The following is a 23,519-nucleotide window of genomic DNA, read 5'->3' on the forward strand; positions in this document are numbered from 1 at the left end:
TTATGCCCTGCCTATTCGGGAAGACCGGTATTGCCCCGGCGTCATTCCCGTTTGTTTGCGAAACAAGCGAATGAAATAGTTGGCGTTCTCGATGCCGATGCGCTGGCCGATCTCGGATACGGAAAGCTCCGTGCCCTCCAGCAGAGATTTGGCTTGCTTGATTTGCAGATCATGCAAGTATTGAAGCGGGCTCATGCCCGTATATTTCTTGAGGCATCTGGCGAGATAGTCGAAATGAAAATGCAAACTCTGCTCCATATGCTTGGCGTCGAAGGGTCTGGTCAGATGCTGCTGCAAATAGGCAATCGTTTGATCGCAGAGCAATCTGGAGCGTGGAACATATTTGTTATGCACGGCCATTTGCAGCGCAACGAACAAGCCGGCCAGCTGCGTCTGCAGCGGCAAGGAGCTTGCGGGCGATAACGTATGATGCAGCTCCAGCATCCGCTGGAGGAACGGGAGGATGTCAGGAACGTGCACGCTTGTGAACTTCGGAATATACATGACCTGCCGGTGCGGTTCAACATCGTGATTCGTACCTTTGGCAGAAGGAAGCGACCACGGGATGTGACTGCTGTCGATCGTTCGTACTGGCTCTGGATGAACAAAATGAATCCAAATGATTTCGGTTGTCTCTTCGCAGGGGAGATGCCCGACATGCGTCCGGTTCGGTTCGAGCACAAGCATGGAGCCTTCCTTGATTTCGTAGGGCACGTCGTCTTCCGTTATATACAACGTTCCTTTCAAGACGAACAGCATGTCGTATACATCGAATGACCGGACAAAGTGCTGTTGACCCGGCGGCCAGAAGGCGTGGCCAATCAGTAATAGCTGCGGCAGCGGAGGAATCGTTAGTTCCAGACATTGCATGGCCAGCATCTCCTTTACATAAGGAATCTTTATCTTATTCTAGCATGACTTACGATCCGGAAGGTAGAAATCGTGCTATAAAAAGTCGCTTATGAACCTGTGCGCTGAGCTGCTGAGCTTATATAGTTAAGCTATACGAACCGGAAAGGGAGATATAGCTTATGCGATTCCGTCAGGTCCATCTCGATTTTCATACCTCCGAAGCGATTGCGCCGATCGGAGCCCGTTTCGACAAGAAGCAGTTTCAGGATATGCTGCGGCTGGGCCGCGTCGATTCGATTACATTGTTCTCCAAATGCCATCATGGATGGGCTTATCATCCAACGGAAGCGAACGAGATTCATCCGGGACTGGGCTTCGATCTGCTTGCGGCAATGATTGAGGCTGCGCATGAGATTGACGTCAAGACACCCGTATACTTATCGGCAGGACTCGACGAGAAGTTAGCGAGACGCCATCCGGAATGGCTCATTCGCGACGAGCATGACCATACGAATTGGGTCAAAGGTTTCATGGAGCCGGGTTATCACCAGTTTTGCATGAATTCGCCTTACCTGGATATCCTGCTCAATCAGATCTGCGAGACGTTGTCGCGCTATGAGGCTGACGGCTTGTTCCTCGATATCGTCGGGGTGCGCAAATGCTACTGCCATAATTGCGTTCAGAGCGCGCAGGAGCAAGGGATCGATCCGCGTGATGCGAAGGCGATGCGGCAACTCTGGGAGAACACGTATGCGGGCTATACGGCAAAGGTGAAGGAAACGGTCGAATCGGTCAAGCCGGGTCTGCCGATCTTCCATAATGGCGGGCATATCGCGCGCGGCCGCCGCGACTTGGCAGCCATGAACAGCCACTTGGAGCTGGAATCGCTGCCGACAGGCGGCTGGGGCTACGATCACTTCCCGTTGTCGGCCCGGTATGCGCAGACGCTTGGCGTCGATTTTCTCGGCATGACGGGGAAATTCCATACGTCTTGGGGGGAATTCGGCGGCTATAAGCACCCGAACGCGCTCCGTTACGAAGCGGCGCTCAGCTTAGCCAATGGCGCTAGATGCTCGATCGGAGATCAACTGCATCCGGACGGCCATATGGACGAAGCGACCTATGCCTTGATCGGCGCGGCTTATGGCGAGGTCGAGAACAAGGAAGCCTGGTGCGTGAAGGCGACGAACGTTGCCGATGTGGCCCTTCTGTCGCTTGAAGCGACCGGCATGCATTCGAAGGCGGAGGCGCGCAAGTCGAACTCGGATGCTGGCGCTGTACGCATGCTGCTCGAGGGGAAATTGCTGTTTGATGTTATCGATACGGAGCATGAATTTTCGGCTTATAAAGTGTTGATATTACCGGATTACGTAGAAGTTGGCGATGAGCTGCGGGGGAAATTAGAGTTTTACTTGCAGCAGGGCGGCAAAATTCTCGCAACGGGCTGGTCCGGACTGAATCCGGAAGGCCGTGCATTCGCGATCGACCTTGGCGTGCGTCATCTAGGTGCGAACCCGTATCGTCCCGATTATTTCCGCCCTCTCTTCCAGCCGGGGAGCTTGGGGGAGGCATCCTACATTTTTTACGCGCAGGGACAGAAGATCGAGCTGGATGGCGGAACTTCGCTTGGACATCGCGAGGATCCGTATTTCAACCGAGACGCGTTCACGTTCTGTTCGCATCAGCATACGCCGAGCAGCTACGCAGACGGCGGGCCGGGCATGGTGGAGAGCGGCAGCGGAATTTATATCGCGTGGAATGTATTCGAGGATTATGCGACCAAAGGCAGTCTGATCTTGAAGGAAGCGGTGCTGCATGCCTTGAATCTTCTGCTGCCCGGCAAGACGCTGCAGACGAGTCTGCCTGCGCAAGGCATAGTCACGCTTCAGGAGCAGAAGGAAGAGAACCGGCTGGTCAATCACCTGCTGTATGCGTCTCCGGTTCGCCGTGGCGAAGGCATCGAAGTCATTGAGGATATCGTTCCGCTTTACGATGTCGTGGTATCCGTGCGGACGGCAAATCCCGTGAAGCAGGTTTATTTGGCACCGCAAATGACACCGCTTCCGTTCAACCACGAGAATGACACCGTTACGTACACAGTTCCCGTGCTTGAGTGCCATCAAATGGTAGTAATCGATTATGAATGAACGAAAGAAAGGCATTTGCTAAACAACTACTTTATATAAAAGGATGATCAATCATGGACTTTAAACCACTAGCCTCATTTATCGACCGAGTGACCTCCTGGCGTATCCCTTGGGCGGAGGTGCTGGTCATACACCGCAACGAAACGGTGTTCCGCTACCGGAATGGCTTCGCTAACCTGGAAGAGCGGACGCCTATTGAAGAAGGAAGTATATTCAATATATATTCCATGACGAAGATCATGACCTGCGTGGCGGCGCTTCGGCTCGTTGAGAAGGGAGCGATTCATCTGAACGATCCGCTGTCGGACTATCTTCCGGAATACGCAGAGATGAACGTGAAGAAGAAACTTGCAAGCGGCGAAGCTGTGCTCGAGCGTGCGGAGAGGCCGATTCGGGTGCGGGATCTGTTCACGATGACGGCCGGCTTCTCCTATGATTTCGAAGCCCCTTCTATACAAGAGGTCATTGAAAGAACGAGAGGCAAAGTGCCGACGCGTTCCTTCGCGGAGGCGCTCGCCAAGGAACCGTTGTCGTTCGAGCCGGGAACCAGGTGGAATTACAGCTTATGCCATGATGTTCTCGGAGCGCTCATCGAGGTCGTGGACGGAAGATTGTTCAGCGCCTATATCCGCGACGAAATTACGGGTCCGCTGGGCATGCTCGATACAGATTTTAATCTGTCGGAAGCGCAGCGAAGCCGTCTTGCGCCCCAATACGAATATAGGGAAGAACTGGGCAAGTCTGAACGCAAGGATGGGAATCCCTACCGGATCGGAACGGAATTCGATAGCGGCGGAGCGGGGCTGCTGTCCACCGTGAGCGATTATGCGCTGTTCCTGAACGCGCTGACCAATCGAGGAACAAGCACGGACGGTGCACGCATTATATCGCCGGCGATGATCGATCTGATGCGGACGGATCATCTGACTGACCGTATGCGCGACGATTTTTTCTGGGATCCTATGCAAGGTTACGGCTACGGACTGGGCGTGCGTACGCATATCTCCAAAGCAGGCAGCGGCTCATTGAGTCCTATCGGCGAATTCGGCTGGAGCGGCGCTGCCGGCTGCATGGCCATCATCGATCCGGAATCGCAGCTGACCGTCATGTACGCCCAGCATCTGCTGAACAATCAGGAGCCTTACGTGCATCCGCGGTTGAGAAATGTCGTATATAGCTGTTTGTAATCGTAATAAAGAGCCTATCAAATGCCGGTTGCGGCTTTTGATAGGCTCTTTCGTTTTTTAGTCGCCCCAGACACTGGCATACGCATAGTTGCGAATGGTGCCGTGCCAGCGGTACCACGGCGATCCGCCTTCTTGCTGCGCATAGAACAGCGTGATTTCCGCTTCGGGATCAATGACCACATAGCAGCCGCGGGCACCGTCCCAGCCGAACTCGCCGTTTTGGCTTAACGAGTTGTTTTCCTCGCGGTCCACCAGCGTTCGTACACCAAGACCATAGCTGTAGCCGCTCTTGCTCACTCCTCCGAAATTGGCGAAATCCTGCTGCGCCTCTTTGAACAAACGCCTGGTCCTCATCGTGTTAACCGTTTCTTTACTAAGGATACGCTCGCCGTTCAACGCCATACCATAATTGCACAATGCCTCAGCGAACAAGATGTAATCGGATACGGTTGAGTAGAGTCCGCCGCCGCCGCTTTCATAAGCGCTGCCGGGCTGGATAACGAAGGTCTCGCCAATGCTCTCGGCCGAATGCGTCTTCCCGTTGAAGTTGTTGTACAGCTTACAGAAACGTTTCTCATCCTTCAGGTCAAATGACGTTTCGCTCATACCGATCCTGTCAAAAATGTTCTCCTTGAAATAGCGCCCCAGCGTTTTTCCAGACAGCACCTCGATAAGCGCCCCCAGCACCTCATGACTAGCGCCGTATTTGAAATGCGTGCCCGGCTCGAAGACTAGCGGCTCCTTCGCGAGCGCCCGGATGACATCCAGCGTTTTGCCTTCGCCGCCTGATGCTTCGATCACTTTCTGCGTTTCTTCGGTATCCCGCTGGTCGAGGCCCGCCGTCATGCTGAACAAATGCTCGATCGCGATATCGTTATGCGCAGGGCGAACTTCCTCAGATCCATCCTTCCGAATATGGCGCACGGTCATGCTCTTATATTCAGGAATATAAGCGTGGAGCGGATCACTCAATCTAAACTTTCCAGCCTCCAATAGCTGGAGAAGGGCTGTACAAGTAATTACCTTTGTTGCGGAATAGAGCCGGAAAAGCGTATTTGGTCCGAAACGGACTTGATTTTCGACATCCGAAAATCCCGCATAATGCTCAAACACAGGTTCGTGTTTGTAGTACATGGCAAATCCTAAGCCTGGAATATTTTTTTCCGTATAAAATCGATCCAGATAAGCCTCCAGCTTCGAAAAGTTCATTTTAGTCCTCCTAAAAGGTTGTTAGATTGTCTACCGATAATTACAACTCTATTATGTAAGGGTTATTCTTCCTTATCAAGTAACTTTTCGAAAAATACTGTCGCGCTTATTGTTTATCCGTGATACTATATTTATGTTCGTTTTTCTGACATAATTGCGTTATATTCAAGGGTCGAATGAATGTTTCTTGAAGACAACGGCGTCTTCCGAGATTTTGTGTGTCATTTTATATGCCATATACACTTCGTTTATTCCTGAATCAAGTTTAACTAGTGTAGATGTCTTATGTTTTCTAACACAATCAGGGGGGCTGCAAGTTGCATAAGTTATTTGGCGTTTCAATGAAAGTGATGGATAGGCTTCGTTATAAATACAAATTTATATGGATTGGGCTGCTGGTGCTCATTCCGATGTCGGTCATGTTTTATATTTTCCAGGATTCAATGAAAGGTTTAATTGATTTTACGCAAAAAGAAAAGTTGGGCGTTGAGTATATTGAACCCGTATATGCGCTTATTTCAGATATTCAACAAAGCAGAGGACTGAGCCATCGTTACGCGAAACAAGATATTTCTGTATCTGATTCGTTAATGGAGGTAAGAAAGCAAATAGAAGGCAAGTTAGAACAGTTACGGCTGACGGATGCAAGGCTGGGCAAGGAACTGAAGACGGATGATCGAATAGGCGCAATTGCCGACAGTTGGACATCGATCGCCAGTAAACGGTTAGATGATCCATCGTTATTCGACCAACACTCCTTGCTAATTGCCGATCTGATCGCTTTGATAGCGGCTGTCGGCGATTCGTCTAACTTAATTATTGATCCTGATCTGGACAGCTATTACCTCATGGACGGCATTGTGAACAAAATTCCAGCATCGATGGAAAATGTGGCGAAAATCCGCGGCATCGGTTCAGGCTACTTATCCGTCGGGACAATGGATGATGCCGGCCGCGATGAAATAATGGAGCTTTACAGTTTATCGAAAGCGTCCATAGCTGATATCTATCGGGGAGTATTCACTTCAATTGCGCAAAACGAGACACTGAAAGGCGAGTTAGCGCAAGTCAGCGAAGACAATAATCGTCTAGCGCTCTCTTATCTGTCTTTAATCGAACAAAACTTGCTCGACTTCGATAATAGACAGCTCGATTCTAATCATTTTTTTGAACAGTCTACGCTACTGATAGATGCTTACTCTAAGTTATTCGAGCTGGAGGCGTCCAATCTCGATCGCTTACTGAATATTAGAATAGATGATTATCAAGCGAAGGTGAATGCTTTTAATGCGGTCGTTCTAGCAGCTATATTGTTGCTAAGCTACGTATTTATCGGTTTCTATTTATCGGTAATCCGATCTGTAGTCTCTATCAAGGAGTCGTTAAGCTTGTATGAGCAAGGAGATCTGCGAGGCAGCGTGAATATTTCAACCAAGGATGAATTAGTAGAGATCGTTAACTCGATTCATGCCATGGTGGGCTCCTTCAAGCAAACGATACGGAACAGTACGCAAATCGTCAACAAAGTGTATGAATCCTCTTATGATCTGAGCAATCAGACCGCCCGTTCCGTAGAGTCGTTAAACGTTGTGAATCGAAATATTGACGAGCTGGCGAAGGACGCCCAGCGGCAAGCCGCTAGTTTGGATGAAAGCTCGACGGCAATGCGAGAAATTGCGATTGGCGTTCAGAGGGTTGCCGGATCTTCCTCCATCGTATCCGATGAATCATCTCACACTCTTGATGAAGCCATGCATGGGGAAGCGGTCATTCATGATGCCGTCAAACAGATGCAGCTCATTCATGATTCGGTCGACGCATCGGCCCATATCGTTCAATTTCTAGGAAGCAAGTCGAATGATATCTCGCAAATTATCGAAGTTATTAGGGAGATATCCGAACAAACGCATCTGCTGTCGTTGAATGCATCCATAGAAGCGGCAAGAGCCGGAGAGGCGGGGAGGGGCTTTAACGTCGTTGCGCAGGAGGTTAAGAAGCTGTCTGAACGATCGGCAAGCTCGTCGACACTGATTACAGGCATTATCCATGAAATTGAAGAGAATACAAAGCAGCTAGTCCGCGCAATGGAAGCTGAAGTCAAAGAAGCGACAGAAGGAATGGCGGTTATTCAGAAAGCCGATGAGCTGTTCAAAAATATTGTGCTCAATTCGGAATCGGTAACGGGCAATGTGCATGATATTTCAGCCTCCTCCGAGCAGATGTCCGCTAGCGCTGAAGAGGTAACGGCATCTATTGACGAAATATCGTATATATACACAAAATCGTCTAACCGTATGAATGAGGTGTCCACATTGGCACAATCGCAATTGGAGACAATTTCCCGCATCTCAACATCTGCTAGTGAATTGTTGGACATGGCCAATGAGTCGAAGGAGCAGCTGAACAAATTTATGCTTTGATCAATGAGAGGCAGCCGAAGCGAATCGGCTGCCTTTTTATTTTCGAAGCAGCTGTTGCAGCAATTTAGAATGATCGTATAACCTGAATATATTAAACAAAAGGATGAAAAAAATGAACGGTAATCTTTTTCACAGTAAGATAATGTAGTAGGATAACGAGATGCTCTAGCGAAGGAAAGTGAAGTTATGAAATCCAAACGGATTCAATTGAAAATATTTTTGGCGATGCTGATTTCAACCGCCTTGCCTTTATCCATTACGTCGGGAATTATCTTATATCAGGTGTCGCAGACGATAAAAGACGATCGTGATTTCGCACGCGTGCGGGTAGAAGAGGATTTGAAAGAAGCAATCGACGAGTACGCCCGCAATTTAAATGAAACCGCTTACCAAATTTATTCCAATCCAGATCTGATTCGCAGTATTGCGAGAGACGAGGAGTTTCTGACCGACAGCAGAACCTATGATACGGTCAAAGATATCAGAGAGTTTTTTCTAAGCGTTTACAATCAGTCCCGGATAACGGACATTATAGGCATGAGTCTGCAGCGGAATGACGGCGTGGAGTTGGGCAGCTTTTACCCTAAGCTGTATCCGCATCTTGAGCAGCCCTATATTCAGTCGCTGCTTGCGATTTCTCGCTCCAAAGACGATCGTCCTACGACGATTTTAAGATATGAAAGCGTTTATAATGAACCGATTATTCAATATTTGTTTCCCGTTCGTTCGCTTGGGAAGCCGGTGGGCTTGCTTGTCATTGACATGAAGGAGCAGAACTTCCGCAAGTTGGTCGAACGGTACAACAGCTTTTACAAGGGACAAATCTCGATTATCGAAAATAACAATCGAGTTTCCTATCATACGCTGCCTTCGCTCACAGGAACGGAATTCCGCGACAATGCGGGTAATCGCAATGTCATCCATATGTCTGTGCCGCTTGAGAGCAACGGTCTCGCCTTGAATTACACGTACGAAATTAATCCGAAGCTGCTATGGTACAGAACGCTCGCTATTATCGCGGTTGGCATCTCTGTAGTGCTGGCGCTAGTGATTTCATTCTTTCTTAGCTTCGGGATCACGAAACCTATCGTCAATATGCATCGGAAAATGACCCGGATCCAGATCGGCGATTACGATGCGAGAGTCGAGGTTCATTCACAAGATGAAATCGGGTTTCTAGGCAATCAATTTAATCGAATGGCTGAAACGATTCAGCAAATGATCGAACATGATTTGAAGCTGAGGCTTATGAATCAGGAATCGCAAATTATGGCTCTTCAAGCGCAAATATCGCCCCATTTCTTATTTAATACGCTGCAGATGATGTCGGGCATTGCGGATATGAACCGTGTTCCGGATTTGAAGCTGATCTGTCAAAGCTTGAGCAACATGTACAGGTACAATATGGGGCTGGCTAGCGAATGGGTTACCGTCAAGGAAGAAACGATGCATGTTCGCAATTATTTGGTTATTATCGGCAAACGGTTTGCAGGCCGTATCTCGTTCAACTTGGCGATAACCCCGGAAATTCGGGAATACGCCGTTCCCAAGCTAATCTTGCAGCCGCTGGTGGAGAACGCCGTGGAGCATGGGATTAACCCGAGCGTAAGCCATAAAGGCTTCATTCGGATTGGCGGGCGTGTGGACAAGGAGCGCGGCAGCTTGTATTTGTACGTGGCGGATAACGGGGTTGGAATGACAGAGGAAGAGCTTGACGGCGTGCGCGATCGGCTCGCGGGCCATTCGGCGCAGGACCTCACGAGAAGAACCTCGATCGGGCTGTACAATGTAAATCAGCGTATCCGGTTAATATGCGGAGAAGCATATGGCGTTTCTGTCGTTAGCCGGGCTGCCAAAGGAACACTTATCGTATGCGAACTTCCGCTGCGCAAAGGAGGCAATAACGAACATGAGAGTATTGATAGTGGACGATGAATCTGCCGTGAATGATCACCTCAAGGCGATCATTCCTTGGGAGCAGCTCGGATGGACGATTGTAGGTCATGCTTTGAACGGCAATGAGGCGATACAGCTTGTGAATGCGCATCATCCCCAATTGATAATAACGGACATTCGAATGCCGATTATGGACGGCCTCCAATTCATGGAATGGCTGAGGCGAACCGGCAATACAGCGGAAGTTATTGTGTTAAGCGGTTACGGCGATTTCGATTATTCCCGTTCGGCGTTTCTTCATGGCGCCTTCGATTACGTATTAAAGCCGGTGCAAGAGGCTGAACTGCTGCAAGTGCTCGATAGGGTGGTTGAGAAAATTCATATCAATTCGGCTGCCAAGACCGAGCAAATCCGGCAAAAGGCGGTCCTTCGCTCGGGGTTAACCGTACTTACGGACGAATTGTTCACGCATGGGGTCAGCTCGGGCGAGATCGACGAGAATGAATTGTTCGTTCGATCCGAGAAGCTGCAGATTGAGCTGCCCGAGGAGGGTTATTACATAGCCGTATTGAGGCTGCTGAATCAAGACGAGAAAGTGCAGGCTAGGTACAAGGGCGATCGAGAGGTTTTTCACTTTGCCATCCGCAATATATTGAGCGAATCGTTCGGGCTATCCGCGAAGCTCATTATTTATAGACAGCTGACCAAATCGAACGAAATCGTTCTGATCTATTCCTCCCAGGAGAAACAGGATAACAGGCTGGCCGTTCAGCTCCAAAAGCTGATCCAATCGCTGCGGACGTATGTTCAAGTGGAAGCCAAGATAGGGGTCAGCATGCACAAAACGCGACTGTCCAAGCTGTCGGCCGCATATCGGGAAGCTTCCCATGCGCTTGACTCGATGGCTTTGGATGATCTTGAGCCAATCGTTTGCTACGGCACCGCTCAAGCGGGAGACCAAGGAGCGGCGTATGCCAAAAACTATTTGGATCTGTGGAGACATATGGCTTTGCTCGTCAATACACAGCTGGAAACTGGCATTTTGCGTGACGAGAAGAGCTTGATGGCAAGACTGAATGAAGCATTCGAGGACAAAGCGCTGGCTGGCATTAGAGGGATCGAGTTAAAAAAATCGGCGTCCGACCTGTTGGAGAAAATCGAGACCAAGTGCAGGGATGAGCAAGTTTTGGTGTGGGTAAGCGAAGGCAGAAGCAAGCTGCAGGAAATGAATGTGATGCAGGTGAAGGAGCTATTGGCGAAAATATTCGAGCGTCTGTTGGCGTTATCCGCCAAAGATGCGCGCATGAAAAACGGTAAGCCGCTGATTGAGGTCATATGCCATTATATCGAGGAAAATTATAAAATCGTAACGTTAGACGATATTTCGCAGCAGTTTTTCCTGAACAAAAACTACTTCTGCACGCTCTTTAAACAATCGACGAATAAAAGCTTCATGGAGTTCGTAACCGACATACGCATTACGCATGCTAAGCGCCTTCTGAGAGAGACGGGGCTGAAAACCTACGAGATCGCCGAGCAGGTCGGTTACTTGGATCAACGATACTTCAGCCAAGTGTTCAAAAAGATCGTTGGACAGCAGCCTTCGCAATATAGGCAGTCCCAGCTATCCTAATATATTCAACATTGCTGCGAAGATTGTCGCATAGGATCCGTGATGCCCACAGGCTAGAATGATACATGTAAGGAACAACAAACGAGAGGGGATCCATGCATGAAAGCTAACAAGAGTATCGCTATTATGATGGTTTCGATGGTATTCGCTTTATTGGTTTCGGCTTGCGGAGGCAATGAGGGCAATAACGGCGGCAACGGCAATAACGGTGCGGATGCAGCCAATACAGGCGGCAATGAAAGCGCGGCGACCGAGAAGCCTGCGGGGGAGAAAGTGAATCTGAAGTTTTGGGCGGCGCTAGACCCGAGCACGGATGAGGGAAAAGCGATTCAGTCGAAAGTGAAGGAGTTCGACGATTCTCACGATAATATCACCGTTGACCTTCAAGTCATTACGTATGACATCCTGCATGATAAGCTGGTTGCCTCCATCAATGCCGGCGATGCGCCGGATATTAGCTGGGGACTTGCCGAATGGTTCGGCGAATTCAACAACTTCGGCGCTTTGGCGGACCTGACGCCTTACGTTGATCAATGGGCGGACAAAGGCAAAGTGTACGATAATGTGTGGGATGCGCTTAAAGTAAACGGCAAAGTAATGGCTCTTCCTAACTACTTGGGCATTCGCGCGCTTCTATATCATGAGCAACTGCTCAAAGACGCGGGCTACGACGCGCCTCCTAAGACATGGGATGAGCTGCTGGCTATGGGCTCGGTCGTGAAAGAAAAGACAGGTAAAGAAGCCTACGGCATTGCAGGTGCAGGCGTGCGCTCGCCGCAAGAGCTGATTATGTATCTTGCGCAAAACGACGTTCAGCTAGCGAAGAAAATGGATGACGGCAAATTCAAAAATACGTGGCTGGACAATGCGGATGAGCTGGCTAAAGCCGCTGAAGTGTTCAAGTTCTATCAAGATCTTCAAGCGAATAAGACGATCACGGCCGATGCCAAAACATGGGGTTGGGAAGAAGAGGATCAAAACTTCGTTCTCGGTCAATACGCGATGGTCGTAAACGGTCCATGGATCGAAGGCCGCAGCACTGAAAATCCAGAAGGCATGAAAGACGTGAAGGTAGCTGCGCCGCCATACAAGAACACGCCAGCGACATTCATGGAAATCGCGCCGCTCTACGTGTACAATTCCGATCATCTAGATGCAACTTGGGAATTTGCTCAATTCCTGATGAGCGCGGATTACCAAGCAACGGTTAACCCGTCGAAGGCACCGCGCAGCGACGTTGTCAGTGACTCTGGCTGGGGCAAAGACTTTATGGCGCTTGCCGATCAAGGGGTCGTATTCCCGACCGTATCGCTTGGCGGTATTACGAAAGCGATGGCTGCGAGAGAGAAAATTGAGGAAGGCAGCTTATTGGTTTATCCTTCCTGCTGTTTTGTTTTTTGTTCTGCTGAATGCCTATCCGTTATTAACGGTGTTGTGGGATAGCATTCATTTTAAAAACTTGCTGAATAAAACGTTAAGCGGGTTTTCAGGCTTAAGCAATTTCAAGGAAGTCGTTCATAACGAATATTTCTTGAAGGCGCTGTGGAATACCGTTGTGTGGACCGTGCTCTCGGTCGCGGGCGAATATGCGATGGGGCTTATATCGGCTGTGGCGCTGAACCAGCAGGTGAAGGGAAGAGCTCTATTCAGAGCGATCATAATTATTCCTTGGGTCGTTCCCATTGTTATCGCCGGAATGACTTGGACTTGGATGCTGACGCCGGATTACGGCATTATTAATTTGTGGTTGACGAAGCTCGGCATCATTGACCAGCCGTATTATTGGCTCGGCGAACTTGATACCGCATTACTGACCGTTGTTTTTGTTAACGTATGGAGAAGCTTCCCGTTCTTCACCATCAGCTTGCTGGCAGGTCTTCAATCGGTTTCGCGCGATATGCTTGAGGCTGCTGCGATTGACGGTGCAGGCGTGCGTACCCGGTTTTTCCGAATCGTCATGCCTCAGCTGAAGACCGTATCGATTACCATCGTGTTCATTCATGTGATTTGGACGGCAGTCAACTTCGATTTCATTTGGGTGATGACGGAGGGCGGACCGCTGTATGCTTCAGAGACGCTGCCTATCATGATCTACCGTTATGCGATGGAATCCTACAATTTCGGAAATGCTTCCGCGTTGGCGTCTATGATGCTCGGATTTATGATCAGCGGGTTCATTCTATATTATATGTTCAGCCAAAGGAGAAATCGGACATAGTCAGGTCCGGATGGGAGTGATAGCAACGATGTTAATGAGCCGTCGAAAACAACGATTAATGACCGTGATAACCTATGTCGTTCTATTAGGTTTTGCATTTTATTGCTTGTTTCCTTTCCTATGGATGTTTGTAACATCCTTGAAGCCGGATACTGAAATAAGAACGTTGAATCCGAGCTTCTTTATTTCCAAGCCTACGTTGAAGCATTTTGATAATGTATTGAACGGATCGGCCTTCATAACCTTCTTTAAAAATAGCGTGTTTATCGCAGTCGTAACGACAGCCGCATCATTAATGATCTCCATATTCGCCGGTTACGCGTTAAGCCGCTTTATCCGATTTAAAGGGGTTAAAGCATTCAGCGTCGCCATGCTGCTGTCGCAGATGATTCCCGGCGTGCTGCTGCTCATTCCGCTTTATCTCGTGATGAAAAACTTGCATCTTATTGATTCGTATTGGTCGCTTATATTAGCTTATACGACGTTTACGGTTCCGCTGTGCACCTTCATGATGAAAGGTTTCTTCGATACGATTCCTTATGAAATGGAGGAATCCGCGGAGATCGACGGATGCTCGCGGATCGGCATTATTTTCAGAATTCTGCTTCCCGTATCATTGCCAAGTTTGGTCGCTACTTCGCTGTTTGCCTTCTTGAATTCATGGAACGAGTTTATGTTCGGTTTTGTGTTCATTAATGACGAGGCACATCGCACTCTGACGCCTGGGATCAGTTTATTCAAAGGATTGTATCAGACGGATTGGGGCAGCATGATGGCGGCATCCGTATTAAGCGTGCTCCCGGTGGTCATCATATTCGTATTTTTGCAGCGCTTCCTCATTGAAGGAATGACGGCTGGCGCAGTGAAAGGATAGGGAACGATGTCACCATTTCATTGCATTCGAGAAAACGGCCTCGTTATTCTAATCGAAACGACTGCTGACGGAGATGTCAGATTGCTGCATCTTGGACAAGAGCCGGATGATCATCCCGAGCTATGGGACGAGAAGCGAAGGAGCAAATGCAGGCTGGTTGAGGTGCATTTCAGCGGCGAGAACCATGACGATCATCATGGCTCCAAGCATACGGGAACGATGCCGGGGAAACGGTTGTCCTTCGAGCGGCTGGAGGAAACAAGGAACGAGAAGGGCAAGCTCATCGCCGTGCATCAGAAGGACTTCGTAACCGAGGTTCGCGTAACCAGCTATTTGCAGCTGTATGACGGGATTCCAGTCATTCGCAGCTGGACGGAAATCTTGAACGAGGGCGCGGGGACGGCAGGGATGGAATATGTGTCGTCCTTCGCCTTGACCGGCATTGATCGCGGCGGCTTGAAGCATCGCAATCAGAAGCTGATGCTTCATATTCCCCATAATACGTGGTATGGAGAAGCGCAGTGGCGGGCATACCGCTTGTCTGAGCTAGGTCTGCATGACGTTAACGAGTTCTCCATGAAGCGGCTGTCATACTCGAGTACAGGCACATGGTCATCTTCGCAGTATGTACCTATGGCCTTTCTTGAGAATACGGAAACCGGGCGGGGTCTCGTATGGCAAATCGAGCATAACGGCTCTTGGCAGTGGGAGCTAAGCGATATGTCGAACATGCTGTATATGCAAGCGAGCGGTCCTAGCGAGGATGAACATCATTGGTTTCAAAATCTGCATCCGGGCAAGCGGTTCAGAAGCGTGCCGGTAAGTGTAGGTGTTGTGGATGGCAGCTTGCAAGCGGCCATCGCGGCGATGACGCAATATCGCAGAATGATTCGCAGACCATCTGAAGACAATGAAAATTTACCTGTTATATTTAACGACTATATGAACTGCTTGTTCGGCGAACCGACGACAGAAGCGCTAATGCCTCTGATTGACGCCGCTGCCGAAACAGGCTGCGAATATTATTGCATCGATTGCGGCTGGTATTCGGATGGTTATTGGTGGGATGGCGTAGGCGAGTGGAAGCCGTCAGAACGACGGTTTCCCGGCGGCTTGAAGGAAGTGATCGATTATATTAGAGACAAAGGGATGGTGCCGGGCCTTTGGCTGGAGATCGAAGTGATGGGCGTCAACAGTCCGCTGGCGAACAAAGTGCCCGATGATTGGTTCTTCATGCGGCATGGCAAACGCGTCATCGATCATTCCCGATATCAGCTAGACTTCCGCAATCCCGAAGTAATCAGCCATGCGAACGAGGTCGTCGATCGACTTGTACGTGAATATGGCGTTGGTTATATCAAGATGGACTACAATATTAATGCAGGGATCGGAACGGAGACGGCTGCCGACAGCTTCGGCGACGGACTATTGCAGCATAACCTTGCGTACTTGAACTGGTTGGATGACGTGTTCGAGAGATTCCCGCAGCTCGTCATCGAAAATTGCGGCAGCGGCGGTATGCGAATGGATTATGCGCTGCTTAGCAGGCATAGCATACAATCGACAAGCGATCAGACCGATTATCGCAAAAATGCAGCCATCGCTGCGGCTAGCGCCTCGGTTGTAACACCGGAGCAAGCGGCGGTATGGTCCTATCCGCTGCGTGCCGGCGATAAGGAAGAAGTCATTATGAATATGGTGAACAGCATGCTGCTGCGAATTCACCAAAGCGGACATTTGGCTGAGATAAGCGAGGATCGGCTTGCTCTCGTTAAGGAAGGCATTCAGTGCTACAAGGAAATTAGGGTGCATATTAAGGCAGGCTTGCCCATCTGGCCGCTCGGCATGCCGGCGCTGGATGATGAATGGCTCAGTTACGGCATTCATGATGGGGATACGATTTATTTGGCAGTGTGGAGAATGGGTAGCGCCGATCGCGAGAAATCGATATCCATGCCTAACTGGCTAGGACTCGGTATGAACGTTCAGCAGCTGTATCCGGCCGAAGCGGATTGTCAATATATTTGGAATCGCGCCAACGGTTCGCTCAGCGTTAGTCTGCCGGCCCGTTATTCGGCAAGAATCTTTGAGTTGAAATCTCGTCAATTAGTATGACGAGGTGTATTCCAATTTGATTGCATCTTCTCATAGTTTTGCAAATAATGTATGGTAACGCAGGCCTCGTGGCTTGCGTTTTTTCATTGTCGGCTGCATATGAATCCCCCTCTAAATGAATACTGCCACTTGGAACAATGGCCGGTTGTCTATATAATGGGGGTCACAATGCGTTATGTCCGGTCTTGCTGCCGATGCCTGCCGGATGGAGAGGGGGAAAACGGTGTTTTATTCGCTTCGCAACCGCTTGATCGCAATCTTTGTGCTGCTGTTTGTACTCGCTTTCTGTACGATGTCCATCCTTATCTTCAACCAATCGCGGTCGATGATCCGCGACCATATCGAATCGTCCGCTCTTGAGAAAATGGATGAATACGGCTCTTATATCAGCATGGTTCAGACACAGGTATACGACCTTGCATCCATCGTTTTCAATAGCGACACGACCAAGAACTGGGATGCCTTGATCTCTGATCCGGATGCCAGCTCCGGGGAAAAAAATTCCGCCCATTACCGCATGAGCCAATTTCTGACGCAAACAACCAACAGTTATAGCAGCGTTTCTTCGGTTACGGTATACCGCCGCGAAGGGATGTGGGTGAGCAGCGGCAATCAGGTCGTCTTCGATCAAACGCTCGTGGACAAGCCTTGGTATCAAGATTTCATTCATGACTACGAATATTGGGTGCCTGCCGGGCAGGATGCCGCCGAGCTGCGCAACAATAACCCGAATCCGGTTATCGGCATGCTGATGCCGATCGGCTCGTTCGAGCCCGGTAACGCGAAAAGCATCATGAAAGTGAACGTAACGGCCGATTACTTTCTCGATCCGCTGGAGAGAATCCATCTGGGTACGGGCGGCAGCATTTATTTGCTCGATCAAGACGGACAGCCGATGCTGAGCCAGTCGGAGTATGTGGCGCATGCGAATATGAAGAAAGCCGTGGATGCCATCCGGACGGGAACCGGCAAACAAGGCGTCGTGTACGTGAAGAGCGAAGAAGGAGCCAAGGAGATTCTCGTTTACAAAAAGCTCGCCAAGACGAACTGGATGCTCATCGGATTCGTATCCGAGAAGGATCTCTATGCGCCGCTAATGAAGCTTCGCAATACGATCTTCATTCTTGCGTTAGTGCTGATCGTTCTCTCGATCTTGCTTGCCACATGGCTGTCGCACGGAATTACGAAACCGCTTTCCAGGCTCATTACCGCCATGCGCTACGTGGAGCGCGGCGACTTCGAAGTCGCCGAAAGCCGCGTGCCTCCGGCGAAGTTCATTCGGAACGAGATTGATTATGCCAGCTCGACGTTCAGGCAGATGGTCGTCAGGCTGAGGCGCCATATCAAAGACGAATTCGAGCTGAAGCTGCTGCGTCAGCAAGCGGAATACAAAACATTGCTCATGCAGATCAATCCGCATTTTCTGTTCAATACGCTGGAGCTCATGAGCAGCCTTGCCATTCAGAAGCGAACCGACGATACGGTGGAGGTTATCGAGTCGCTTGGCAAAATGATGCGCTTCTCGCTCCGGATCAACGAGGATTTGATACGGCTGGACGAAGAGCTCAAGTATGTTCGCTATTACGTATCCATTTTGCATATCCGTTTCGGAGATAAACTGAACATCGAGATCGACGAGGAGGATGTCGGCGGATTGGTCATCATTAAGTTCATTCTGCAGCCGCTTATTGAAAATGCGGTAAAATACAGCTTTGCAAGCGGAACCGAAGGTCATGTGCGTATCGGAGTGAGACGCAGACAAGGTCGCGTTCATCTCACCATATCAGACAGGGGGCCGGGTATGCCGGAGCCGCTTCGACGCAAGCTGGTCGAGCAATCAGGTAACGCCCAGCTCGATTACATCCTAAATAATAATGGTGGACAGGTTGGACTCGGCAATGTCCTTGCCCGCTGCCGACTCTATTACGGCAAACTCTTTGACGTGCAGATCGAAGCCGGACAAGGCGGACTCGGCACGACGATCGAACTTATCTTGCCCGAACAGGAGGAACTTTCGTCATGTATAAAGTGTTGATCGTAGACGATGAACTGGAGATTCGCCTAGGTTTGCGGCTTAAAATTGATTGGCCAAGCCTTGGATTTCATATAGCGGGAGAGGCATCGAACGGGAAGGAGGCACTCGATTTTTTGGCGCATGAAGCGATTGATGTAGTACTGACCGACATGAATATGCCTGCCATGGACGGAATGGCCTTTCTAGATGCGTGCCGCGAACAATATCCAACTCTACGTACGATTGTTATTACCGGCTATGAGGACTTCCACTATGCAAAGTCGGCAGTACGCAACCATGCACGCGATTATTTGTTGAAGCCGGTGGCAAGGGACGAGCTTGCCGGCGCCGTTACGAAAGTAAAGCAGGAGCTCGATAACGAACGGCGCAGCCAGGATCAGGAATCGGTCATTCGTTGGCGCTTGTCGCAATATTACAAAGAAATGAAGGAGCATTACATCGTACAGCTCGTCAAAGAACAGCCGGAGCTGGACAGCTTCATGCGGCATCGCTCGCGATTATTCGAGCTCGATTCGTGGCATACGCGCGAGGTGCGGTTCATGGCGGCAGGCTTGCGGCCTAAGCTGGCAACGGATGGCGAACCGGCGCGTACGCCCGACAAGTTTCGTTTGCCTTTTGATATTTTGTGCCGCGAGATCGCCGACCAGTTCGAAGGCCGTGTTCACGCCTTTCGGGATGCCATGTACCCCGGCTTCATGTTTTTTGCCGTTTCGGCCGAGGATGGGGTGTTAAATTCCATCTCAATGGCGCTTCGGGATAACGTTGCGGCGTTTATGGATTTTGAAATCAAGCTGGGCGAGGGCCAGCCCGTGACGGGCTTCGAGAGCTGGAAGAGCGGGTTTTTGTCTGCTCTCGCAGCTTGGAATATGCCCGATACGTTCAAACAGCAGGACACCAAGACGGCATCCGGCCAAAGCTTTCTATCGGAGAATACCATGAAGCTCTTAGAGAGACACGTGGTCCGCGGAGAGCTGGAGACGTTCAAGCGGGAGGTCGGACGAGAGCTTGAGGAAGCTTTCCGTTCCTCGCAGCCGGCCTTTGTGAAGACGGTATTCCAGCTGTATCTCATGCTCGAACCGATCGCAGGCGAAGCGGGGCTCTCCCTCGAAGCGGACGAGCAGTTATGGCTAAGACCCGACATGGTGCTAAGCTTGGACACGCCGGAAAAGGCGCTTCGTTTCCTTAGCCGGATTGCTGACAAAGTCATTCGGCTATCGGCAGATGAATCGGGGGGCGAGGAAACCAGATTCATCGAGGCTGCGTGCCATTTTATCGAAGAAAACTATATGTACGACCTGAATTTGACGATGATTGCGGAGAAGTTCAACTACAACCCGTCTTATTTCTCGGAAATGTTCAAAAATAAAGTAGGGAAGACGTTTATCCAGTATTTGAACGAAACGCGCATGACGCACGCCGTTCGCCTGCTGGAGGATACCGCCCTTGGGTTGTGGGATATTGCGGAGCTGACGGGTTTCTCCAATGCCAGCTACTTCAGTTCCAGGTTCAAGCGGATGTTCGGGACAAGTCCTTCGGAGTACCGGCAGCGAAAACCGGCATCTGTAAAAATCGATAGCGACATCCCGAATAAATAGCATTCATCGGCCTTCTTCCGTCGCCTATAATGGGCGTACAACAGGAAAGGAGGCCGCTTCCATGCGAGCTACACGAAAAATAAAACCACAACAGCATAACCTGACCGCTTACGGATTTTTGTTGCCGTGGCTGATCGGGTTTTTCTGCCTTACGCTCGGTCCCATGTTAGGCTCGCTCTATTTGTCCCTAACGAAATACAATTTGCTGACCGCACCGAAGTGGGTCGGGTTGTCCAACTATGTGACGATTTTTACCGATGACCAAACGTTCACGAACTCCCTGTGGCTAACCTTCAAATACGTGTTTCTATCCGTGCCGCTCCGGCTCGCGTTCGCGCTGCTCGTGGCGATGGCGCTTAACAAAGGCATTAAAGCGCTGGGCATATACCGCACCGTGTATTATGTGCCTTCGTTGCTTGGCGGCAGCGTTGCGATTGCGATCGTCTGGAGGCAAATCTTCGACGGCAGCGGATTGGTTAACCGTTTCCTGGGCTGGTTCGGCATCGAAGGACCTTCATGGATTTCGCATCCGGACTACATCGTCTATACGATCATTACATTATCGATATGGCAGTTCGGATCGGCGATGGTCATTTTTCTAGCCGGCTTGAAGCAAATTCCGGCCGATCTGTACGAGGCTGCTCAGGTAGACGGCGCAGGCAAAGCGCGAAGCTTCTTCCGCATTACGCTGCCGATGCTGACGCCGGTCATTTTCTTCAACCTGGTCATGAGCATCATCAATTCGTTCCAGGCGTTCACGCCGGCTTTCGTGATCGGAGACGGACGCGGCGGACCGCTCGACGCGACGATGTTCTATACGCTATATCTGTACATGAAAGGCTTCTCGTTCTTCGAGATGGGCTATGCTTCCGCGCTTGCTTGGATCATGGTGCTTATCGTAGGGGGCTTCACGGCGATCGTATTTATGACGTCCAAATTTTGGGTATTCTATGGCGATAGCAAGGATGGGAGATGAAGCAGATGCAGATGAAAGCAATAGGACTCTCGAAACACGTGCTGATCATCCTCTTCGGCATTGCCATGCTCTACCCCGTGCTTTGGCTGATCAGCAGTTCTTTTAAGCCGAACGACATGATATTCACTCAGACCGGTCTGTGGCCGAAGGTGTTTACGCTCGACAATTACCGCAAAGGCTGGCAAGGGCTGCAGGACGTTTCCTTCGGAACCTTTTTCGTAAACTCTTGGATGATTTCGGTGCTTAGCGTCCTTGGCAATGTCGTCACATGTTCGTTCGCGGCGTTTGCATTCGGGCGGTTGAGCTTTAAGTTCCAGAAGGTATGGTTTGCGCTGATGCTCGTTACGATCATGCTGCCTTACCATGTCACGCTCATCCCGCAATACATTATTTATAACGAGCTGCATTGGATCAATACGTACTTTCCGCTCGTTCTGCCGAAGTGGCTGGCGCATGATTCGTTCTTCATTCTCATGATGGTGCAATTCATACGCGGCATTCCGAGAGAGCTTGACGAGAGCGCGACGATCGACGGCTGCAGCCAGCGCCAAATCTACTTCAAGATCATCATGCCGCTGCTTACGCCGGCGCTAATCTCCGCGGCCATCTTCACTTTTATTTGGTCGTGGGACGATTTCTTCAGCCAAATGATCTATCTGAGCGACATTAAATTGTTCACGGTACAGCTGGGCATTCGTTCATTGTTCGATCCTTCCGGCCAATCCGACTGGGGCGCGCTGCTAGCGATGTCAACCTTGTCCCTGGTGCCGATTACGCTGATCTTCTTGATTTTCCAGCGGTACTTCATGGAGGGCATCGCGACGACCGGTTTGAAATAAATCGGCTATCGATCGTACGCAACCCGAAAAAAAGACAAGCGATGACCTAAAGAAATCAAATTCCAAGATGGACGCTTTGCGATTAACCTTAGTCATGTAAACGGATTCAACAAAAATCGGGAGGTTGGTCAGAATGAAGAGAAAGAGCGTATGGATCGGCATATTGGCTTTAATGATGGTTGTGCTTACCGCTTGCTCGGGAGGAACCGGAAGCCCAGGCGCTTCGAACTCCGGCAATACGAAGGACAACGGGACAGGAAATTCGACAGGCGGCGAAGAGCAAGTCGAGCTTCGCGTCATGTGGTGGGGGGACCAGAAGCGGGCGGACATTACGAACCAAGCGCTTAAGCTGTTCGAAGACAAGCATCCGAATATTAAGATCGTAGGCGAGTTTTCTCCTTCTACGGGATACTTCGACAAGCTGAATACGCAGCTGGCCTCGGGTACGGCGCCGGACGTTTTCTTCCTCGGCGGTAACGTCGTGGATTATGCGATTAAGGACGTGCTGCTGGATTTGACGCCGTACGTTGGGCAAGAGCTGGATCTATCGGATATGGATCAGACGATGGTCCAATACGGTACGCTGAGCGACAAGCTCGTCCATATCTCTGCAGGGGCGAACGCGCGCGGCGTAATAGTAAACAAATCGATGTTCGAGCGCGCCGGCATTCCCGTTCCGCAGGATGGCTGGAACTGGGAAGAGTATGCGGCAATCAGCAAACAAATTTCCGATAAACTCGGCAGCGGCTTCTATGGAACATACAACCTGACGGTCGACGGCATGGACATTGGACTGAAGCAATCCGGCAAGCAGCTGTACGACATGGCTAATAGCACGCTAGGCTTCGAAGAGGCGGATGCGCTCAAGTGGTTCCAGTATTGGGATGTTACCTCGAAAGCCGGCGGCGTCGTTCCGGCCGAGCTGCAAGTGTCCAATCCGCCAGGGGATACGAGCAAATCATTGATCATTACAGGCAAAGTCGCGATGAGCCTCATTCCTTCCAACCAATTCGCGGGCCATCAAAGCTTGACGCAGGATGAACTCATCATGGTGCAGTTGCCGCGCGGCGACAAAGGCACCGGCGTCGTCTTCGAGTCCAGCCAAGGCTTGTCGGGTTATGCGAAGACTAAGCATCCGAAAGAAGTCGCGCAATTGATGAGCTTCTTCATTAATGATCCGGAAGTAGCGAAGATTCTCCGCAGCGACCGCGGCGTGCCCGTAACCGCAGCCAACCGCGCTTTGCTCGAGGGTGAGGCCAGCGATGCCGACAAAATCGTCTACGATTATACGAGTCGCGTATCCAAAGCAACGGAAACCGAGCCGTTTGCGGTCAGCTACAATCCTCCGGGAAACACGGAGTATTCGAAGCTCGCGGAATCGACCATGTACGAAATCGGTTTCGGCCGCAAGAGCGTGGAGGAAGCGGTCAAGTCGTTCTATAACGGCACGGTGAAAATTTTCAACAACAATCAGGAATAACCGGTAAGACGGGCTGCCCATGCGGCAGCTCGTTTCGCCATGC

The 23,519-nt window shown here is 50.3% G+C and carries 16 protein-coding genes; 14 read left to right on the forward strand and 2 right to left on the reverse strand.

What is annotated here, in order from left to right; translation table 11 throughout:
• Entirely contained in the window at positions 1-870 is an 870-nt protein-coding gene (locus V8F51_RS21875) for an AraC family transcriptional regulator (RefSeq protein WP_337102634.1), read from the reverse strand.
• Between the two features lie 161 nt (positions 871-1,031).
• On the opposite strand from V8F51_RS21875, the gene V8F51_RS21880 reads away from it, so the two are divergent.
• Positions 1,032-2,999 carry an alpha-amylase family protein gene (locus V8F51_RS21880; RefSeq protein ID WP_337102635.1) on the forward strand — a complete coding sequence of 656 codons (1,968 nt, stop codon included), beginning with the start codon at positions 1,032-1,034 and terminating at the stop codon, positions 2,997-2,999.
• Between the two features lie 53 nt (positions 3,000-3,052).
• Positions 3,053-4,186 carry a serine hydrolase domain-containing protein gene (locus V8F51_RS21885; RefSeq protein WP_337102636.1) on the forward strand — a complete coding sequence of 378 codons (1,134 nt, stop codon included), beginning with the start codon at positions 3,053-3,055 and terminating at the stop codon, positions 4,184-4,186.
• A gap of 57 nt (positions 4,187-4,243) precedes the next feature.
• Here the strand turns inward: V8F51_RS21885 and V8F51_RS21890 are convergent, their stop codons facing one another.
• The gene (locus tag V8F51_RS21890) at positions 4,244-5,395 is read right to left on the reverse strand and encodes a serine hydrolase domain-containing protein (protein ID WP_337102637.1); all 1,152 of its coding nucleotides are present in this window, start codon (positions 5,393-5,395) and stop codon (positions 4,244-4,246) included.
• 317 nt (positions 5,396-5,712) lie between these two features.
• Here V8F51_RS21890 and V8F51_RS21895 point away from each other — a divergent pair, with 317 nt between their 5' ends.
• The 12 genes from V8F51_RS21895 (at position 5,713) to V8F51_RS21950 (ending at position 23,476) form a co-directional block, all read left to right on the forward strand.
• Positions 5,713-7,815, forward strand: coding sequence for a methyl-accepting chemotaxis protein (locus V8F51_RS21895; protein ID WP_337102638.1), 2,103 nt, complete (start codon positions 5,713-5,715; stop codon positions 7,813-7,815).
• Between the two features lie 186 nt (positions 7,816-8,001).
• The gene (locus V8F51_RS21900; RefSeq protein ID WP_337102639.1) at positions 8,002-9,750 is read left to right on the forward strand and encodes a cache domain-containing sensor histidine kinase; all 1,749 of its coding nucleotides are present in this window, start codon (positions 8,002-8,004) and stop codon (positions 9,748-9,750) included.
• A complete protein-coding gene (locus tag V8F51_RS21905; protein WP_337102640.1) occupies positions 9,725-11,344 on the forward strand; it encodes a response regulator transcription factor in 1,620 nt (539 codons plus the stop codon). Before V8F51_RS21900 ends, V8F51_RS21905 begins: the two co-directional genes overlap by 26 nt.
• Before the next feature lie 99 nt (positions 11,345-11,443).
• Positions 11,444-12,787 carry an ABC transporter substrate-binding protein gene (locus V8F51_RS21910; protein ID WP_337102641.1) on the forward strand — a complete coding sequence of 448 codons (1,344 nt, stop codon included), beginning with the start codon at positions 11,444-11,446 and terminating at the stop codon, positions 12,785-12,787.
• Positions 12,788-12,803: 16 nt separating this feature from the next.
• A complete protein-coding gene (locus V8F51_RS21915; RefSeq protein WP_337102642.1) occupies positions 12,804-13,562 on the forward strand; it encodes a carbohydrate ABC transporter permease in 759 nt (252 codons plus the stop codon).
• A 34-nt stretch (positions 13,563-13,596) separates the two neighbouring features.
• Positions 13,597-14,436: a carbohydrate ABC transporter permease gene (locus tag V8F51_RS21920; protein WP_337102643.1), complete on the forward strand. Its 840-nt coding sequence runs from the start codon at positions 13,597-13,599 to the stop codon at positions 14,434-14,436.
• Positions 14,437-14,442: 6 nt separating this feature from the next.
• Entirely contained in the window at positions 14,443-16,551 is a 2,109-nt protein-coding gene (locus V8F51_RS21925) for a glycoside hydrolase family 36 protein (RefSeq protein WP_337102644.1), read from the forward strand.
• Positions 16,552-16,726: 175 nt separating this feature from the next.
• Positions 16,727-18,586 (forward strand): cache domain-containing sensor histidine kinase, encoded by a 1,860-nt coding sequence (locus tag V8F51_RS21930; RefSeq protein WP_337102645.1) that lies wholly within the window; start codon positions 16,727-16,729, stop codon positions 18,584-18,586.
• Positions 18,571-20,181 (forward strand): response regulator transcription factor, encoded by a 1,611-nt coding sequence (locus V8F51_RS21935; protein WP_337102646.1) that lies wholly within the window; start codon positions 18,571-18,573, stop codon positions 20,179-20,181. The genes V8F51_RS21930 and V8F51_RS21935 overlap by 16 nt, the downstream gene beginning before the upstream one ends.
• A 61-nt stretch (positions 20,182-20,242) precedes the next feature.
• Positions 20,243-21,157 carry a carbohydrate ABC transporter permease gene (locus V8F51_RS21940; protein WP_337102647.1) on the forward strand — a complete coding sequence of 305 codons (915 nt, stop codon included), beginning with the start codon at positions 20,243-20,245 and terminating at the stop codon, positions 21,155-21,157.
• A gap of 5 nt (positions 21,158-21,162) precedes the next feature.
• Positions 21,163-21,996: a carbohydrate ABC transporter permease gene (locus tag V8F51_RS21945; RefSeq protein ID WP_337102648.1), complete on the forward strand. Its 834-nt coding sequence runs from the start codon at positions 21,163-21,165 to the stop codon at positions 21,994-21,996.
• Between the two features lie 133 nt (positions 21,997-22,129).
• Positions 22,130-23,476 (forward strand): ABC transporter substrate-binding protein, encoded by a 1,347-nt coding sequence (locus tag V8F51_RS21950; protein WP_337102649.1) that lies wholly within the window; start codon positions 22,130-22,132, stop codon positions 23,474-23,476.
• Positions 23,477-23,519: the final 43 nt, after the last annotated feature.

It is taken from the genome of Paenibacillus sp. YIM B09110 (genome assembly GCF_037167145.1).
Taxonomy (GTDB): Bacteria; Bacillota; Bacilli; order Paenibacillales; family Paenibacillaceae; genus Pristimantibacillus.

Excerpts from the sequence above, each read along its gene's own strand:
- V8F51_RS21905 (WP_337102640.1), top strand. The coding sequence starts at position 9,725 with ATGAGAGTATTGATAGTGGACGATGAATCTGCCGTGAATGATCACCTC.
- V8F51_RS21940 (WP_337102647.1), top strand. The coding sequence starts at position 20,243 with ATGCGAGCTACACGAAAAATAAAACCACAACAGCATAACCTGACCGCT.
- V8F51_RS21935 (WP_337102646.1), top strand. The coding sequence starts at position 18,571 with ATGTATAAAGTGTTGATCGTAGACGATGAACTGGAGATTCGCCTAGGT.
- V8F51_RS21885 (WP_337102636.1), top strand. The coding sequence starts at position 3,053 with ATGGACTTTAAACCACTAGCCTCATTTATCGACCGAGTGACCTCCTGG.
- V8F51_RS21900 (WP_337102639.1), top strand. The coding sequence starts at position 8,002 with ATGAAATCCAAACGGATTCAATTGAAAATATTTTTGGCGATGCTGATT.
- V8F51_RS21925 (WP_337102644.1), top strand. The coding sequence starts at position 14,443 with ATGTCACCATTTCATTGCATTCGAGAAAACGGCCTCGTTATTCTAATC.
- V8F51_RS21930 (WP_337102645.1), top strand. The coding sequence starts at position 16,727 with ATGTCCGGTCTTGCTGCCGATGCCTGCCGGATGGAGAGGGGGAAAACG.
- V8F51_RS21910 (WP_337102641.1), top strand. The coding sequence starts at position 11,444 with ATGAAAGCTAACAAGAGTATCGCTATTATGATGGTTTCGATGGTATTC.
- V8F51_RS21875 (WP_337102634.1), bottom strand. The coding sequence starts at position 870 with ATGCAATGTCTGGAACTAACGATTCCTCCGCTGCCGCAGCTATTACTG.
- V8F51_RS21920 (WP_337102643.1), top strand. The coding sequence starts at position 13,597 with ATGAGCCGTCGAAAACAACGATTAATGACCGTGATAACCTATGTCGTT.
- V8F51_RS21890 (WP_337102637.1), bottom strand. The coding sequence starts at position 5,395 with ATGAACTTTTCGAAGCTGGAGGCTTATCTGGATCGATTTTATACGGAA.
- V8F51_RS21945 (WP_337102648.1), top strand. The coding sequence starts at position 21,163 with ATGCAGATGAAAGCAATAGGACTCTCGAAACACGTGCTGATCATCCTC.
- V8F51_RS21950 (WP_337102649.1), top strand. The coding sequence starts at position 22,130 with ATGAAGAGAAAGAGCGTATGGATCGGCATATTGGCTTTAATGATGGTT.
- V8F51_RS21880 (WP_337102635.1), top strand. The coding sequence starts at position 1,032 with ATGCGATTCCGTCAGGTCCATCTCGATTTTCATACCTCCGAAGCGATT.